Source organism: Clostridium nigeriense (assembly GCF_050585265.1).
Taxonomy (GTDB): domain Bacteria; phylum Bacillota; class Clostridia; order Clostridiales; family Clostridiaceae; genus Clostridium; species Clostridium nigeriense_B.
This window is the reverse complement of record NZ_JBNOOE010000026.1, coordinates 17,297-34,867: the sequence shown is the minus strand read 5'-3', so window position 1 is coordinate 34,867 and position 17,571 is coordinate 17,297. Positions and strand designations below refer to the sequence as shown.

Genomic DNA, 17,571 nt, shown 5'->3' with positions numbered 1-17,571 from the left:
TTAAGACTTAAAAGAATTGCTGGTTTATTTTATACTTAACTTATATTCTGTTCAATTTTCAAAGACCATTTTTCTTCGTCGCCCTCAAGCGACTTCATTATATTATCATTTGTTTTTTTATTTGTCAATAACTTTTTTTAAGTTATTTTCAAATTTGTTGCCGCATCTCTCAGCGACGAGATTTATCTTACCACTTAAAATCATTATCGTCTTATTTATATTTAATTATATAATTAATTTATTTTTATAATACTATCCTTTTTCTTAAAATATCTTTCATTTTCTAATAATGATACACCAGGATAAGATTACGTTTATTTTTTTAATATTTTATAGAAAAATATTAAAAAATCGTAATTAATCTATATTAAATACATAGAAATTAATTACGATCTTTATTATATTAATGGATTTAATCTTCTATTATTCCACTATCATCTACTATTGATATTTCATTTTCTATTTCAGTATCTAAACCTTCTGAATTCATTAATTAATTATTTTCCTCTAGTGATAGTTGTTCTTCCTTTTCATCATTTCCACCTGATATTTTTGCAATTGCAGCAATCCTTTCTTCTTCTGATGTTCTCATAAGTGTTACTCCCATTGCTGATCTACTTGTAACAGATATATCAGAAACATTAATTCTTATTGCAACGCCACTTGTATTTATTAACATAAGCTCATCTTCTAACTTACATACAGTAGCACCCACAACTTTTCCTGTCTTTTCTGATAGTTTATAAGTAATTAATCCGGTTCCACCTCTTCTTTGAACCTTATACTCAGTAATTGGAGTTCTCTTACCAAATCCATTTTCACTTATAACTAATAAATCTTCATCTTCTACAGCTATATCCATACAAACTGCAATATCATCATCTCTTAAATTTATCGACCTAACTCCTGATGCAGTTCTTCCCATAGGTCTTACATCTATCTCATTAAATCTAATAGCATTACCACCTTGAGTTACTAAAATTATATCAGCATCTCCACGTGTAACCTTAACTTTAAGAAGTTCATCTCCATCTCTTAAGTTAATAGCTATTAATCCATTCTTTCTAAGGTTTTTAAATTCAGATAAAGGTGTTTTCTTAACTAACCCTTGTTTTGTTGCCATAAATAAGAATCCTTCACTAACATCATCCCTTATAGTAAGAACAGTTTCTATTCTCTCATCTTGTTCTATAGCAATAAGATTAATAATATTAGTTCCCTTTGCAGTTCTTCCAGCATCAGGTATTTCATATGCCCTTAATTTATAAACTCTTCCCTTATTTGTGAAGAATAATACATCTGAATGAGTTGAAGTAATATTTACATGTTCTACAAAGTCATCTTCCTTAGTAGACATTGCCTGTATTCCTCTTCCCCCTCTTCTTTGAGCTGAATAAGTATCCGCTGATATTCTTTTTATATATCCTGAATGAGTTAATGTAACTACTACATCTTCTTCTTGAATAAGGTCCTCTATATCAATTTCATTCATAACTTTTTCTATAGAAGTTCTTCTATCGTCATTATACTTTTTCTTAATTTCAATAAGTTCTTCTTTAATTACAGATAATAACTTTTCTTCACTTGCTAATATTGACTTTAAGTATTCTATTTGTTTCATAATTTCAGCATACTCTTCTTCAATCTTATCTCTTTCCAAGCCTGTAAGTCTTCTTAGTCTCATTTCTAAGATTGCTTGTGACTGCTTATCACTCAATCCAAATCTATCCATCAGTGTATTTCTAGCTATTTCACTAGTCTTTGATGATCTAATAATACTTATAACTTCATCAATATTATCAAGAGCAATTCTCAATCCTTCAAGAATATGCGCTCTTGCTTCTGCCTTATTTAATTCAAATACTGTTCTTCTAGTTACTACTTCCTTTTGGAACTCTATATAATAACTTAAAACTTGCTTTATGTTTAAAATTTTAGGTTCATTATTTACTAGAGCTAACATTATTACTCCAAAAGTATCCTGCATTTTTGTATGCTTATATAATAGATTTAAAACTACATTTGGATTTGCATCCTTCTTTAGTTCTATAACTATTCTCATACCTTCTCTATCTGATTCATCTCTTAAATCAGATATTCCAACTATTCTTTTATCCTTAACTAAATCTGCTATATTTTCAATAAGCTTAGCTTTATTTACTTGATATGGTATCTCAGTAACAATTATTCTATGCCTATTGTTTTCTTCTTCAATTTCCGCTTTTGCTCTAACTATTATTCTTCCCTTACCTGTTTCATAGGCAGCTCTTATTCCCGCCTTACCCATAATAGTAGCCCCTGTTGGAAAATCTGGTCCCTTAATTAAAGTCATTAATTCTAAAACAGTTGATTCTGGATTATCTATAAGCATTATAGTTCCATCTATTATCTCTCCTAAATTGTGTGGAGGAATATTAGTTGCCATACCAACTGCTATACCTGATGAACCATTCACTAAAAGATTAGGATATCTTGATGGTAGAACTACAGGTTCTTTTTCTTCACCATCAAAGTTAGGAATAAAATCTACTGTATCTTTAGTTATATCTCTTAACATTTCAACAGCAATTTTATTCATTTTTGCTTCTGTATATCTCATAGCAGCTGCGCTATCTCCATCTACAGAACCAAAGTTACCATGACCATCTACAAGCATGTATCTCATTGAGAAATCTTGTGCCATTCTTACAAGTGCATCATAAACAGAGGTATCACCATGTGGATGATATTTACCTAAAACTTCCCCAACTATTCTTGCACATTTTCTGTATCCTTTTTCTGGTGCTAATCCAAGTTCATTCATAGAATATAATATTCTTCTATGTACTGGCTTTAGCCCATCCCTAACATCTGGAAGCGCACGACCAACTATAACACTCATGGCATAATCAATGTAGCACCTCTTCATTTCTTTATTTATATCTACCGATATAACTTTTCCTTCATTTAAGCTCATGTACCTCACCTCGCTTTAGTACTAAATATCTAAGTTACTTACCTTCTTAGCATTTTTGTGTATAAACTCTCTTCTAGGTTCAACCTTATCACCCATTAATATAGTGAATATTTCATCAGCTGCTATAGCATCTTCTATAGTTGCTTTTAATAATATTCTTTTTTCAGGATCCATTGTTGTATCCCATAATTGAGATGCATTCATTTCACCTAGACCTTTATACCTTTGAATATTAGTTGAGTTATCTTTACCACCAATTTCTTTAAGTATTGATTCAAGCTCTGGATCTGAATATGCATAGTATTCCTTTTTATTCTTCTTAACTTGATATAATGGTGGTTGAGCTATATAAACATGACCACCATCTAATAGTCCCCTCATATATCTAAAGAAGAATGTTAATAATAGCGTTCTGATATGAGCACCATCTACATCGGCATCTGTCATTATTATAATTCTATTATATCTTAACTTACTTTCATCAAAATCTTCACCTATTCCAGCTCCAAATGCTGTTACCATAGACTTTATTGAATCAGCAGTTAAAATTCTATCTAATCTTTGCTTCTCTACGTTTAGTATCTTACCCCTCAATGGTAGTATAGCTTGGAATCTTCTATTTCTTCCCTGTTTAGCTGATCCACCCGCAGAATCTCCCTCAACTATATAGATTTCACACTCTAATGGATCTTTAGATGAGCAGTCTGCTAACTTTCCTGGTAATGATGATCTTTCTAAAACCGATTTTCTAGTTAATTCCCTAGCCTTTCTAGCTGCATCTCTAGCTCTTGCTGCCATTAATGCCTTTTCTATAATTATTTTTCCTACATTCGGATTTTCCTCGAGGAATATAGATACTCCTTCACCAACTATTGAATCAACTACACTTCTAACCTCTGAATTTCCAAGCTTAGTCTTAGTCTGACCTTCAAATTGTGGTTCAGATACTTTAACAGAAACTACAGCTGTTAATCCTTCTCTAATATCATCTCCAGATAAATTCTTATCATTTTCTTTTATATGATTAAATCTTTTACCATAATCATTTATAACTCTTGTCAATGCAGTCTTAAATCCAGATAAGTGTGTTCCACCCTCTATAGTATCTATATTATTTGCAAAAGAATATAGATTCTCGTTATATCCATCATTATACTGAAGTGATACTTCTGCAATTATTCCATCCTTTTCCCCCTCTACATAAATAGGTTCCGGATGCAATACCTCCTTATTTCTATTTAAGTAAGCAACGAATTCCTTTATTCCACCTTCATAGTGGTAGATTTCTTGCTTATCCTCTTCCCTTTTATCTGTCAGAATTATTCTAATTCCCTTATTTAAAAATGCTAATTCTCTTAATCTATTCGCTAAAATTTCAAAATCATATTCAGTTTCTTCAAAAATCTCATCATCTGGTTTAAAAGAAACTTTTGTTCCATGTTCTGTAGTTTCTCCAATCTTAGCTAAATCTGCTAATGCAACTCCCCTGTTATATTTCTGTTTCCATACTTCTCCATCTCTTGATACAGTAACTTCACACCATTCAGATAGGGCATTAACAACTGATGCACCAACACCATGTAATCCACCAGATACCTTGTATCCTCCTCCTCCGAATTTACCTCCAGCATGAAGTACTGTCATAATAACTTCAACGGCAGATTTACCCATCTTTGGATGTATTCCTGTAGGCATACCTCTACCATTATCTATTACAGTTATCGAGTTATCCTCATTTATTGAAACTAATATTTCATTACAATATCCAGCTAAGGCCTCATCTATACTATTATCAACTATTTCATAAACAAGGTGATGCAATCCTCTAGAACTAGTAGTTCCTATATACATCCCTGGTCTCTTTCTAACTGCTTCTAAGCCCTCAAGTACCTGAATTTGACTTTCATCATAACTTTGCTTATTATTTTCCAACATAATCTCCTCCTTTACGAAATTTTATTTTAACCTGTTGAAGATTTAAAATTGGAATTATGGATTATAATCTATATTTGTTCTCTTTGTTAAAGTTGAAGATGATATTGGTGATAAATAAATTTTACTCATCTTATTTACTTCAGCTATAACAAAAGATTTAGGTTTCTCTTTTGAAATCCTTTCTACAAACCCATCTTCCTCTGCCATTCTTAAAAAAGAACTTGTATCTGAACTATACATAGTAGTTTGTAAATCAAAAATTCCAATTACATCTTTAATTGGAACAACAACATTTTCTCCTAAATGTAAAAACATAAGAATTCCTCCCTTAATTTAGGATTTCACCATCCTTAACCTTAAAGACCTTGGAACTATCATCTAAATAATTTGTAAGATCTTCTATTCCCGTACATGTTATTATTGTTTGAATCTCACCAATAGTACTTAAAATATATCTTTTTCTACTGAAATCCAATTCTGATAAAACATCATCTAGCAATAATACCGGATACTCTGATGTTAACTCCTTTATGATTTTTAAAGAGGAAAACTTCATTGTTAGAACAGCACTCCTTTGCTGACCTTGTGATCCGAAACTTTTTGTATCTATATCATTAATAAGCACAGTAAAATCATCTCTATGGGGTCCAATGCTAGTTGAACCTTTTTCAATATCTTTATTTCTATTTTTCTTTAATAACTCATAAAAGTTATCTTCTATATTTTCTAAGTCTTTTACTGTGCTTATATACTTAAACTCTATATCTTCTTTACCAGAAGATATATCCTTATGTATATTCTTTCCATAAAAATTTAACTTATTAATATATTTTATTCTTTCTGTTATTATGTGGTGACCAAAACTTGCTAGTTGAATATCATATATATCTAAAATATCTTTATCTGCATTTCTTTTTTTCAAAAGAATATTACGCTCATTCAATACTTTGTTATATTGGACTAAGTTATAATAATATTTAGAATCTAATTGACATAGTTCCATATCAATAAATTTCCTTCTAACACCAGGTGAATCCTTAATTATTCTTAAATCCTCTGGTGAAAACATAACAACGTTGAAGTTTCCGAATAACTCCCCAATTTTAGCAGCCTTAATTTTATTTATTCTAATTGCCTTTTTGCCATCCTTAAGTATATTTATATCAATTGTTTTATCGAGTCTATCTCTACCTACTAACACACTTACGTAAGCACCTTCGGCATTCCAATTAATTAATTCCCTATCCTTAGAAGTCCTATGGGATCTCGCAAATGCACAATAATAAATAGCTTCAAGAATATTAGTCTTTCCTTGAGCGTTATCCCCCATAAATACATTTACATTCTTCCCCAGTGTTATATTTAAAGATTTGTAATTCCTATAATTCAATATTTGTATTTTCTTAATATACATACCTGACACCTATTTTAATTATAACATATTAGAGGAATAAAAGTAATTATCAGGTTAATGGCAATTAAACTACTCTATATTCTTCTCCATTGAACTCTACTACATCACCTTGCCTAATTTTTTTCCCTCTTTGAGTACAAATTTCGCCATTTACCTTAACCATCTCATCTAAAATATACATTTTAGCTTCTGATCCTAATGAAGCTGCCCCACACCATTTTAAAAAAGAATCTAATTTAATGAATTCTGTAACTATTTTAATCTCATTCATTTTCCACTCCGATGCATATAAATACAAATTTTATGCACATTCCTTTCTATCTTAATAACCTAACTGGTAATACTAAATACTTAGAATTGTCTTCATTCTTGCATTTAATTACACATGGACTAACACTTGAAGTCATTTCTAAAACTACTTCATCATCTTCAATGTTCTTTAATACATCTAGTAAATATCTGGAATTGAATGCAATTTGAATTGATTCTCCTTGCAGATTTATGCTAACTTCTTCTCTAACCTTTCCCAATTGAGAATTAGAAGTTATTATCATAGTGTCTTCTTGAACATCTAATTTAATTAAATTACTATTGCTATCCTTAGCCATTAGAGATGCTCTTTCAATACAGTTTTGTAATTCTTGTTTTCTTACATCAATAGATATCTTATGTTCCTGAGGTAGTAAAGAAACATAGTTTACAAACTTACCATCTAATAATCTAGATATAATTTTAGTATTATTTAGGTTAAATAATATATGATTATTAGTAAATGTTATTTTTACTATTTCTGAGATATCTTCTAATATCCTTGATACCTCATTTAGAGTTTTTCCAGGAATAACAACTTCTATATCATTGTCATTATCTAAAAATGCATTTCTTATTGCTAGTCTATAACCATCTAATGCAACTAAATTTAGATTTTTATCTTTAACTTCAAATAATATTCCCTGTAATATTGGCCTAGTCTCATCTTGAGCTATTGCAAATGATGTTCCTCTTATCATACTTTTTAATATATTTTGAGGAACTTCAACTGATAGATTTTCATTTATTTTAGGTAGTTCTGGGTAATCCTCACCATTCATATAAACTAGGTTAAATATTGATTTTTCACAAGATATTTGCATAATATCATTTTCTAAAGTTTCAATAGTAACTTCTGAATTAGGAAGTTTTCTTATTATTTCTCCAAATATTCTAGAGTCTATTACAATCATACCTTCTTCTTGAACATTAGCTTCAACCTTAGTTTCAATGGAAACATCCATATCTGATCCTATTATAGTCAATCCATCTTTTTTTGCTGTTATATATATTCCTTCTAGTATAGGCATTGTTGTTTTTCCTGTTATAGCCTTACTAGATATAGATATACCTTCTTGTAGTTTTTGTTTTTCACATATAAACTTCATATAAAAAACCTCCTTAATTTATAAACATATAATATCCACTGTAATATCATAGATATATAGATTAATATATAGATAAAATTTAATAATAGTAGTAATAGGGGCTGTTGATATGTTGATAAGTGGTTATAGCCCTTGAAAATACTAGATTATTTATAAAAAAATATTGTGGATAAGTGAAGCAAAAATTACATATCTTATCCACAGTATTAACAAGTAATATTGTTTTTAGTAATTATCCACAAATAATTCAATATACTTATGTACATTTGTTGATTAATTTTGAGTTAGTTTCTTTGTTATATCATTTACTGTATGTTGTAGACTTTCATCTGTATTTAAAGTATCAGATATTTTTTCATAAGCATGTATAACAGTAGAATGATCCCTTCCTCCAAATTCTTCACCGATTTTTGGCAATGACATATCTGTAAGCTTCCTACTTAGATACATCGCTATTTGTCTAGGATAAGCTACATTTCTGGTTCTCCTTTGAGATTTTAAATCTTCTACTCTAAGATTGAAATAAGCAGCAACAACATCTTGTATAACATCTATAGTTACATTTTTATTTTGCTTGTTTGAGATTATATCCTTAAGAGCTTCACTAGCTAGTTCCACAGTTATTGGCCTATTAGTTAATGACGAATAGGCTACGATTCTAATTAAAGCACCTTCCAGCTCTCTAATGTTAGACTTAATTTTTGTTGCAATATATACCATTACTTCATTTGCTACATTTAATTTTTCTACATCTGCTTTCTTTTTAAGAATAGCCATTCTAGTTTCAAAATCTGGTGGTTGAATATCAGCAATTAACCCCCATTCAAATCTTGAACGTAGTCTATCTTCCAATGTAGGAATTTCTTTAGGTGGTCTATCTGATGATAAGATTATTTGCTTATTTGCATCATGTAATTCATTAAATGTATGGAAAAACTCCTCTTGAGTTCGTTCCTTTCCTGCTATAAACTGAATATCATCTATTAGTAAAATATCTACATTTCTATATTTATTTCTAAACTCTTCATTTTTATCATCTTTAATAGCATTAATAAGCTCATTAGTAAACTTCTCCGAAGAAACATACACTACTTTTGCATTAGAGTTATTTTGAAGAGCATAATGACCAATAGCATGCATTAAGTGTGTTTTTCCAAGTCCAACTCCTCCATAAATAAAAAGAGGGTTATAAGCCTTAGCAGGAGCCTCTGCAACAGCTAAAGATGCAGCATGAGCAAATCTATTACTATTACCAATGACAAAAGAGTCAAAGGTGTATTTAGGATTTAATGTACTAGACATTTCATCATTTACAGTAACAGATGATTTATCATCAAGCTTTGTATTCTTCTCTTCCTTTTCGTCAACTTCTTGAATATCGGATGCAACTATAAAATCTACCCCGTAAAGTTTTGAGCAAGCAGCCTCTATGGAGTTTACAACTAAGTCCTTATACCTTTTTTCCAAGATGTCTTGAGTAAAGGAATTTGGAACGCTGATTTTTATAGTATTGGAAGATATAGAAATAGGTTCGCAGCTTTTAATCCATGTATTAAAGCTAACTTCACTCATTTCACCTTTTATAATATTTAATGTTTTTTCCCATAATGATTTAAGATCATTATTCATTGTATATCCTCCATAAAAAAAATTTAGTTTAAGATATATTAGTTTAATAACAATATATCAACACATTTATTAACAGATGAAAATGCATGTTAATAAATATAATATAAATATTCACATGTTAATAATTATGTTGATAAAATAATTTATAAAAAATTATCCACAATATCATTATGTACATTTTTACACATTATTAACATAGTATAAAAGCATTAATTTAGTTAAAAATAGAGTATAATAGATAAGAAATAAAGAAAAAGCGAACAAGTTATTCACAATTTAATCCACAACTGTGGATAAGTTCACTTTAAAAATAAATTATTCACATTCATTACTAATAATAACATAAGTTAAATAGAGTATTCAAGAAGTTATCCACAAATTCTGTGATAATATTGCTTATATTTATCAACAGAATTTGAAAATTATAGTGTATTGACATAAAAACCTGATATATATATAATAATAAGGTAAATTTAAAAATGGGATTATAGTTTTTACTATAGAAATTACAATTTAAAGGGGGTGTAGTGAAATGTTCATGACATACCAACCAAAAAAGAGACAAAGAAAAAAGGAACATGGATTCAGAAAGAGAATGAAAACTTCATCAGGAAGAACTGTTCTTAAGAGAAGAAGACAAAAAGGTAGAAAAAGATTAACAGCATAAGGGCCGCAAATAGTGGCCTTTTTTCTGCAATAGCAGGAAAAAAGGAGTATAAAGTTTCTAATGATGTACAGGTTAAGAAAAAACAATGAATTTAAATTAGTTTATAGAAGGGGAAGATCTTTAGCTAACAATCTTTTAGTTTTATATATATATAATAATAGAAGAAATAAGACTAAAGATGGTCATACTTATAATAAAGTAGGAATTTCAGTTAGTAAAAAGGTTGGAAATAGCGTTGTCCGTAGTAGGAGTAAACGATTGATAACTGAAAGCTATAGGTTGAATGAAAAAGATCTTAAATCAGGCTATGATTTTGTTTTTGTAGCTAGAAGTGCCATTGAAGGAAAGAGCTACTTTGAAGTAGAAGAAGCTATGAAAAAACTTTTTTCAAGGGCAGGCTTATATAGATAATGAAAAAAATAATGTTGAAATCTATACATTTATATAGAAAATATATTTCACCAATGAGACCACCAACATGTATTTATGTTCCTACATGTTCAGAATATGCCATAGAAGCTATAACTAAATATGGCGCAATAAAGGGTGGTTTTTTAGCTATAAAGAGAATCTTAAGGTGTCATCCATTCGCGAAAGGCGGATATGATCCATTAAAATAAGGAGGTTACGCACAAAATATGATGAGTTTCTTACAACCTATAACAAACTTTTTGACGGTTATATTTGAAGGTATGCATAATATAATCTTAAATCTATTTAATATGGAGCCAAGTGGGGCATCATATATATTAACAATTGCATTATTTACGCTAATAATAAGATTATTAATTCTTCCTTTTAATATAAAAGCAAATAGATCTAATGCAAGAATGCAGGAAATTCAACCAGAATTAAATGCAATTCAGAAGAAGTATGCTAATGATCCTCAAAAGATGCAAGCTGAATATTCAAAATGTATGAAAGAAAATAATGTAAGCATGCTTGGGGGATGTCTTCCATCATTATTACCATTGCCAATACTTTTTGCACTTTACTATGTATTTTTAAACATAGATAAGTCGTCTGTAATTCATCCATCATTCTTATGGATACCAGATGTATTTGAAAAAGATCCATATTTTATATTACCAGTATTAGCATTCTTAAGCACATATGTACCAAGTTTATTGTTAACTAAATCTATGCCTAAGAATGAAAATGGTCCACAAATGAATATGGGATCAATGAACTTAATGATGGCAGGTATGATGGGGATAATGGCAATTAACTTTAAATCTATCTTAGTAATTTACTGGATAATAGGTGGAATTATTCAATTAGTTCAAACTTATTTCTTAAATTACATTCCAGCTATGAAGAAGAAGCAAGCTAAGGAAGAAGAAGAAAAATTAAAAGCAGTAGTAAATGCCAAGAAAGCAACACCAAAGACTAAGAAAAAAAATTAAATATTTAGTATTACTAGGTGGTGAATAGGGTATGAAAACATTAGAAATGACAGGTAAAACTGTAAGTGAAGCATTGGACAATGCGTTAAAGCAATTAAAGCTTACAGAGGATAGAGTTGAATATGAAGTTTTAGATGAAGGTTCTAAGGGCTTTTTAAATTTTATAGGTACGAAACCTGCTAAGATATTAGTTAAAGTAAAAAGGGATTATATAGAAGAGGCAAGATTATTTTTAAGAAATATTCTTAATAATATGAAAGTACAAGCAGAAATTAGAATTAAAGAAGAAAATGACATAGTTAATATTGATTTAACTGGTCCTAAGATGGGAATTATAATAGGATATAGGGGTGAGACCCTAGATTCTTTACAATACCTGGCTTCTTTAGTTGTTAATAAGGATCATGATGTTCCTTATAAAAAGGTAGTTCTAGATATAGAAAATTATAGAAAAAAAAGAGAAGAAACTTTAGTAAGAGTAGCTGAAAAAACTGCATATAAAGTTAGAAAAACAAGAAGACCTTATAAACTAGAATCAATGAATCCTTATGAAAGAAGGATAATACACTCTGCTTTACAAGATAATGAATATGTTTATACTTTTAGTGAGGGAGAAGAACCTCATAGAAGAATAGTAGTAGATATTAAAAAATAAAGGTGGGGAGGCCGTAAGGCTTTCTTGCCTTTTATTTTTTGATATTTATCACTTATTTATTTATTTTGACTTACTATAAATAGTTTTGTAAAATGAATATTAGTTAAAAAAGGATATACTATAAATACAGACTTATTTGAGTCAAGACAAGGAGGATAGAAGTTGAAAGAATTTGATACAATCTGTGCTATATCAACAGCTATTGGTGAAGGTGGAATTGCAATTATCAGAGTATCTGGAGATAAGGCTTTAGATATAGTCTCTAAGATATTCAGACCTAAGAATGGTAAAGATATAAAAGAAATGAAAACTTACACTATGAGATATGGGCACATAGTTGACATAAATACTAATGAGTTAATAGATGAAGTAATTATTAGCTACATGAAGGGGCCAAGAAGCTTTACAGCTGAGGATACTGTTGAAATAAATTGTCATGGTGGAGTAACATCTACTAATAAGGTATTAGAAACTACCATAAAAGCTGGTGCAAGACTAGCAGAGCCTGGTGAGTTTACTAAGAGAGCATTTTTGAACGGAAGAATTGATTTATCTCAGGCAGAGGCGGTTATGGATTTAATAACTGCTAAAACTGAACTTGCCATGAAATCTGCTTTAATGCAAAGTAATGGATCCTTATCACAAAGAATTAATAAGCTTAATGAGTATTTATTAAATGTATTAGCATTAATAGAATATGCTGTAGACTTTACTGAAGATGATGAAGAAATAGACCCAACAATTCCAATTAGAGTTAAAGAAAGCTTAGAAAAGGCTCATGAGGATATCGAAAAACTACTTAAGAGTGCGGATGAAGGAAAGATAATTAGAGATGGACTAAGCTTAGCTATAGTAGGTAAGCCAAATGTAGGAAAATCATCTTTATTAAATGTGTTACTTAAAGAAAAGAGAGCGATAGTAACAGATATAGCAGGTACTACAAGGGATGTTATAGAGGAATACATTAACTTAGATGGAATTCCTGTTAAGATTATAGATACTGCAGGGATTAGAGAAACTGAGGATTTAGTTGAAAAAATTGGTGTTGAGAAATCTAAAGAAAAGATTAATGAGGCAGATTTAGTCTTATTAGTTTTAGATTCCTCAAGGAAACTTGATAAAGAAGATATTGAAATAATTGAGGCTATAAAAAATAAAAAATCTATAGTTTTATTAAATAAAATAGATTTAGAAAATAAAATAGATAATTCATTATTAAAAAATTTTGAAAATATAATAAAAATTTCAGCTAAAGAAGATATTGGTATAGATGGTTTGAAAAATGAGATTAAGAAGATGTTCTTTAGTGGTAGAATAGATAGCGAGAGCTTAATCATATCTAATTCAAGACATAAGCAGGCTTTAATAAGAGCAGGAGAAAACTGTAATGAAGCCCTTATAAGATTAAATAATAATGAATACTTAGATTTAATTTCAATATTTGTAACAGCAGCATTAAAGGCTTTAGGTGAAATTACAGGATCGGAATTAGAAGAGGATTTAGTTAATAAGATATTTAAAGAATTTTGTTGTGGAAAGTAGGAGAAATATAAATATGAAATATAAAGCAGGAGAATATGATGTAGTAGTTGTTGGTGCTGGTCATGCCGGTTGTGAAGCTGCATTAGCATCAGCTAGAATGGGATTAAAGACATTAATATGCACTACAAATCTTGATTCTGTAGCTATGATGCCATGTAACCCTAATATAGGAGGAACTGCAAAAGGACATTTAGTAAGAGAAATTGATGCTCTAGGTGGAGAAATGGGGGTTAATATAGATAATACGTTCATTCAATCTAGAATGTTAAATACATCAAAGGGCCCAGCAGTTCACTCCTTAAGGGCTCAAGCAGATAAGAAAAAATATCAATACAGAATGAAGAGTGTATTAGAAAATCAAGAAAACTTATCTTTAAGACAATTAGAGGTTGTAGAGTTAGATGTAGAAGATGGAAAAGTTAAAGGTGTTCTTACTAAAAATGGGGGATACTTTAATTGTAAGGCTGTTATATTAACAACAGGAACTTATTTAAGAGCTAGAATTATCATAGGGGATGTAACATATAACAGTGGTCCAAATGGATTATCAGCTGCAAATGAACTATCTCAATCTTTAATAGATTTAGGAATAGAACTAAGAAGATTTAAGACTGGTACTCCAGCAAGAATAAATAAAAGAACAGTAGATTTCTCTAAGATGATAGAGCAACCTGGTGATGAAAAGATAGTTCCATTTTCTTTTATGAGTGGTGATATTTCAAGGGATCAGGTTTCTTGTTGGCTAACTTATACTAGTGAAGAAACTCATAACATAATTAGAGATAATATAGATAGATCTCCAATGTATAATGGATTAATTGAGGGGGTAGGTCCTAGATATTGTCCATCTATTGAAGATAAGGTTATGAGATTCCCAGATAGAGAAAGACATCAATTATTTGTAGAACCAGAAGGTGAAGATACTCAAGAAATGTATGTAGGAGGAATGTCATCATCATTACCAGAAGATGTTCAACTACAAATGTTAAGAACTGTACCTGGTCTAGAGAATGCAGAAATAATGAGAACTGCATATGCTATTGAGTATGATTCAATTGATCCAACACAACTAAAGCCTACATTAGAGTTTAAAAATTTTGAAGGACTATATGGAGCTGGACAGTTAAATGGTAGCTCAGGATACGAAGAGGCTGCAGGACAAGGTCTTGTAGCAGGTATTAATGCTGCTTTAAAGATAAAAGAAAGAGAGCCTATGATTTTAACTAGATCAGATGGATATATAGGTGTTTTAATAGATGATTTAGTTACAAAAGGTACTAATGAACCGTACAGAATGATGACTGCAAGAGCAGAATATAGATTATTATTAAGACAAGATAATGCGGATTTTAGATTAACTGAAACTGGTTATAAAGTTGGACTTGTAACTGAGGAAAGATATCAAAAATTTATAACTAGAAAAAATAACGTAGAAAATGAAGTTAATAGATTAAAGGAACTTCAAATAACAAATAAAAAAGAAGTTAATGACTTCTTAATTTCTAAGGGGTCAGTTGAATTAAAGAAACCTATCAGTTTTTATGAACTTATAAAGAGACCTGAATTAGATTATTTTAACTTATATGAATTGGATCCAGATAGACCAGATTATAATGAGGATATTGGTGAACAAATCAATATAATCACTAAGTATGAGGGATATATAAGTAGCCAATTAGATCAAGTTAAGCAATTTAAAAAGTTTGAAAAGAAATTACTTCCTGAAAATATAGATTATAAGGAAGTTAAGGGGTTAAGAACAGAAGCTATACAAAAGTTATCTAATATTAGGCCAATTAGTATAGGGCAAGCTTCTAGAATATCAGGGGTTTCTCCCGCAGATATATCTGTACTATTAATATATTTAGAACATCAATATAAGAAATAAGCTTTTATGGAGGAAATATGGAATATTTTCAATTAATGAAGGAAGCATCATTAGAAGTTGGACTAGATTTAACTGAAAAACAGTATAATCAGTTTATAACATATATGAAGCTTTTGCAGGAATGGAATGAAAAAATAAATCTTACTGCAATAACTGAAGATGAAGAGGTAATTAAAAAACACTTTATTGACTGTATTAAGGCTTTTAAGTCTAATTCAGTTAAAAATGCAAAAAGTATTATAGATGTAGGTACAGGGGCAGGGTTTCCTGGACTACCAATAGCTATAATGAATCCTGATATAAATGTAACATTATTAGATTCATTAAATAAAAGAATTAACTTTTTAAATACTGTAGTATCTGCCTTAGAATTAAAAAATGTAATTACAATTCATTCGAGAGCAGAAGATGGAGCAAGGAACCCAGAATTAAGAGAGAATTTTGATGTAGCAACATCAAGAGCTGTTGCTAATATGGCTGTTTTATCAGAATTTTGTCTACCTTATGTAAAGTTAAATGGACATTTCGTTGCACTTAAAGGACCAGCTATAGAAGAAGAACTTAGAGAAGGACAAAAGGCTATTAGCACTTTAGGTGGAAAATTAGAAAATATAATAGAAGTAAATATCGAAGAATCAGATTTAAAACATAATATTGTAGAGGTTAAGAAGGTTAATAAATGTCCTAAAACATATCCAAGAAAAGCTGGCACAATAAACAAGAAGCCTATTAAATAATGTATTCTACAAGATATGTTAATAAAATTAGTCGATATGAGAAATAATACCTAATTATATGAATTCATTTGTATTTTTATAAAAAATAATAAGTGAATTTGTATTACAAAATTAGGAAATAAAAGAAGGAAATAATAAAGAAAAATAGAATTTTTAAATTATTGAGTTTAATGGTAATTTATTTTAATAAGGGATGGTTGGGTGCATATGAATAGAGAAATTACTAATATAAGTGTAGATAGAATATTTCCAAATACCTATCAGCCAAGAAGATTTTTTAATGAAGAGGCTTTAGAAGAATTATCTCAATCTATAAAGGAACATGGAATTATTCAGCCTATTACAGTTAGAAAAAGAGGAGAAAATTTTGAATTAGTTGCAGGTGAAAGACGTTGGAGAGCTGCAAGGATGGCATCGCTTGAATCTGTTCCATGTAATGTAATTGAAATAACAGATAGTGAATCTGCAGAAATTGCATTGTTAGAAAACTTGCAAAGGGAAGATTTAAATTTTATTGAAGAGGCTGAGGCTTATTATAATTTAATTAATGATCATAAATTTACTCAAGATGAACTTGCAAAAAGGATGGGGAAAAAGCAATCTACTATAGCTAATAAGCTTAGATTACTAAAGCTTAGTTCAAAGATAAGAGAAGTTTGCTTAGATAATAAGTTAACAGAAAGACATGCAAGAGCTTTATTATCATTACCTAATGAAGAACTACAGCTTAAGATTGTTGAAAAAGTTGTTAAGGATTCTCTTAATGTTAAATCTACAGAAGAATTAATAAATAAAGAGTTATTAAAATTAGCTGGAGAAGAATTAAATAATAAGGAAAAAAAGAGAGTTAAGAGTGTTTTTCCTGCAAAACTATATGTTAATACAATTAGACAAGTTTTTGATAAATTTAATATACCAGCTGAATATAAATTTAAAGAAGAAGAGGAATTTATACAAATAACTGTTTCTATTCCTAAAAAGTAAGAATAAGGCACTTTGTGCCTTTTTTCTCTTTGAAAAATTATAAAAATATTACTATATAAATAAGGTTTTATAATTTACTTGTCTTAGTTATAAAGTGCTTTTATTAATTTTGCTATGATGCGAATGGATGCTATAGAATAAGCAAAATTATATAGAAGCATTTTTTTATTTATTAATTTATTGATAGTCTTAATATTTTATAAAGGATAATAATTATGAAATTAGTATCTAATGAGAGAGTAAATATTACATAATTATTATATTTAGTAAATTTTATAAAATAATATAATATTTATTTACTTTTTTATTATGTTAATCTTTTAATATTATTTAAAACTAT

16 protein-coding genes are annotated in these 17,571 nt (G+C 29.4%); 9 read left to right on the top strand and 7 right to left on the bottom strand.

Annotated elements, in window-relative coordinates:
* Positions 1 to 493: 493 nt before the first annotated feature.
* The 7 genes from gyrA to dnaA form a co-directional block, all read right to left on the bottom strand.
* A complete protein-coding gene (gyrA, locus tag ACQPVP_RS16195) occupies positions 494 to 2,956 on the bottom strand; it encodes a DNA gyrase subunit A (protein WP_430851697.1) in 2,463 nt (820 codons plus the stop codon).
* Positions 2,957 to 2,977: 21 nt separating this feature from the next.
* Entirely contained in the window at positions 2,978 to 4,891 is a 1,914-nt protein-coding gene (gene gyrB / locus ACQPVP_RS16190; RefSeq protein ID WP_430851695.1) for a DNA topoisomerase (ATP-hydrolyzing) subunit B, read from the bottom strand.
* Positions 4,892 to 4,945: 54 nt separating this feature from the next.
* A complete protein-coding gene (remB, locus tag ACQPVP_RS16185) occupies positions 4,946 to 5,206 on the bottom strand; it encodes an extracellular matrix regulator RemB (protein ID WP_430842942.1) in 261 nt (86 codons plus the stop codon).
* A 13-nt stretch (positions 5,207 to 5,219) separates the two neighbouring features.
* Complete coding sequence (gene recF / locus ACQPVP_RS16180) at positions 5,220 to 6,305, bottom strand: DNA replication/repair protein RecF (protein ID WP_430851693.1); 1,086 nt, start codon at positions 6,303 to 6,305, stop codon at positions 5,220 to 5,222.
* A gap of 64 nt (positions 6,306 to 6,369) precedes the next feature.
* Positions 6,370 to 6,576, bottom strand: coding sequence for a S4 domain-containing protein YaaA (gene yaaA, locus ACQPVP_RS16175; protein WP_430842946.1), 207 nt, complete (start codon positions 6,574 to 6,576; stop codon positions 6,370 to 6,372).
* 46 nt (positions 6,577 to 6,622) lie between these two features.
* On the bottom strand, positions 6,623 to 7,723 hold the full coding sequence (gene dnaN / locus ACQPVP_RS16170) for a DNA polymerase III subunit beta (RefSeq protein WP_430851691.1): 1,101 nt from the start codon (positions 7,721 to 7,723) through the stop codon (positions 6,623 to 6,625).
* A gap of 273 nt (positions 7,724 to 7,996) precedes the next feature.
* On the bottom strand, positions 7,997 to 9,352 hold the full coding sequence (gene dnaA / locus ACQPVP_RS16165; RefSeq protein WP_430851689.1) for a chromosomal replication initiator protein DnaA: 1,356 nt from the start codon (positions 9,350 to 9,352) through the stop codon (positions 7,997 to 7,999).
* A gap of 532 nt (positions 9,353 to 9,884) precedes the next feature.
* Between dnaA and rpmH the strand changes: the two genes are divergently transcribed.
* From rpmH to noc, 9 genes are all read left to right on the top strand, one after another.
* Positions 9,885 to 10,019, top strand: coding sequence for a 50S ribosomal protein L34 (rpmH, locus tag ACQPVP_RS16160; protein WP_156627817.1), 135 nt, complete (start codon positions 9,885 to 9,887; stop codon positions 10,017 to 10,019).
* Between the two features lie 60 nt (positions 10,020 to 10,079).
* A complete protein-coding gene (rnpA, locus tag ACQPVP_RS16155; protein ID WP_430851687.1) occupies positions 10,080 to 10,430 on the top strand; it encodes a ribonuclease P protein component in 351 nt (116 codons plus the stop codon).
* Positions 10,430 to 10,639: a membrane protein insertion efficiency factor YidD gene (gene yidD, locus ACQPVP_RS16150; RefSeq protein WP_430842955.1), complete on the top strand. Its 210-nt coding sequence runs from the start codon at positions 10,430 to 10,432 to the stop codon at positions 10,637 to 10,639. Before rnpA ends, yidD begins: the two co-directional genes overlap by 1 nt.
* 18 nt (positions 10,640 to 10,657) lie before the next feature.
* The gene (gene yidC, locus ACQPVP_RS16145; protein WP_430851685.1) at positions 10,658 to 11,425 is read left to right on the top strand and encodes a membrane protein insertase YidC; all 768 of its coding nucleotides are present in this window, start codon (positions 10,658 to 10,660) and stop codon (positions 11,423 to 11,425) included.
* A gap of 31 nt (positions 11,426 to 11,456) precedes the next feature.
* Entirely contained in the window at positions 11,457 to 12,080 is a 624-nt protein-coding gene (jag, locus tag ACQPVP_RS16140; protein ID WP_430851683.1) for an RNA-binding cell elongation regulator Jag/EloR, read from the top strand.
* Between the two features lie 162 nt (positions 12,081 to 12,242).
* Complete coding sequence (gene mnmE, locus ACQPVP_RS16135) at positions 12,243 to 13,622, top strand: tRNA uridine-5-carboxymethylaminomethyl(34) synthesis GTPase MnmE (protein ID WP_430851681.1); 1,380 nt, start codon at positions 12,243 to 12,245, stop codon at positions 13,620 to 13,622.
* A 13-nt stretch (positions 13,623 to 13,635) separates the two neighbouring features.
* Positions 13,636 to 15,510 carry a tRNA uridine-5-carboxymethylaminomethyl(34) synthesis enzyme MnmG gene (gene mnmG / locus ACQPVP_RS16130; protein ID WP_430851679.1) on the top strand — a complete coding sequence of 625 codons (1,875 nt, stop codon included), beginning with the start codon at positions 13,636 to 13,638 and terminating at the stop codon, positions 15,508 to 15,510.
* Positions 15,511 to 15,527: 17 nt separating this feature from the next.
* Complete coding sequence (gene rsmG, locus ACQPVP_RS16125; protein ID WP_430851677.1) at positions 15,528 to 16,247, top strand: 16S rRNA (guanine(527)-N(7))-methyltransferase RsmG; 720 nt, start codon at positions 15,528 to 15,530, stop codon at positions 16,245 to 16,247.
* Positions 16,248 to 16,454: 207 nt separating this feature from the next.
* Complete coding sequence (noc, locus tag ACQPVP_RS16120) at positions 16,455 to 17,231, top strand: nucleoid occlusion protein (protein ID WP_430851675.1); 777 nt, start codon at positions 16,455 to 16,457, stop codon at positions 17,229 to 17,231.
* Positions 17,232 to 17,571: the final 340 nt, after the last annotated feature.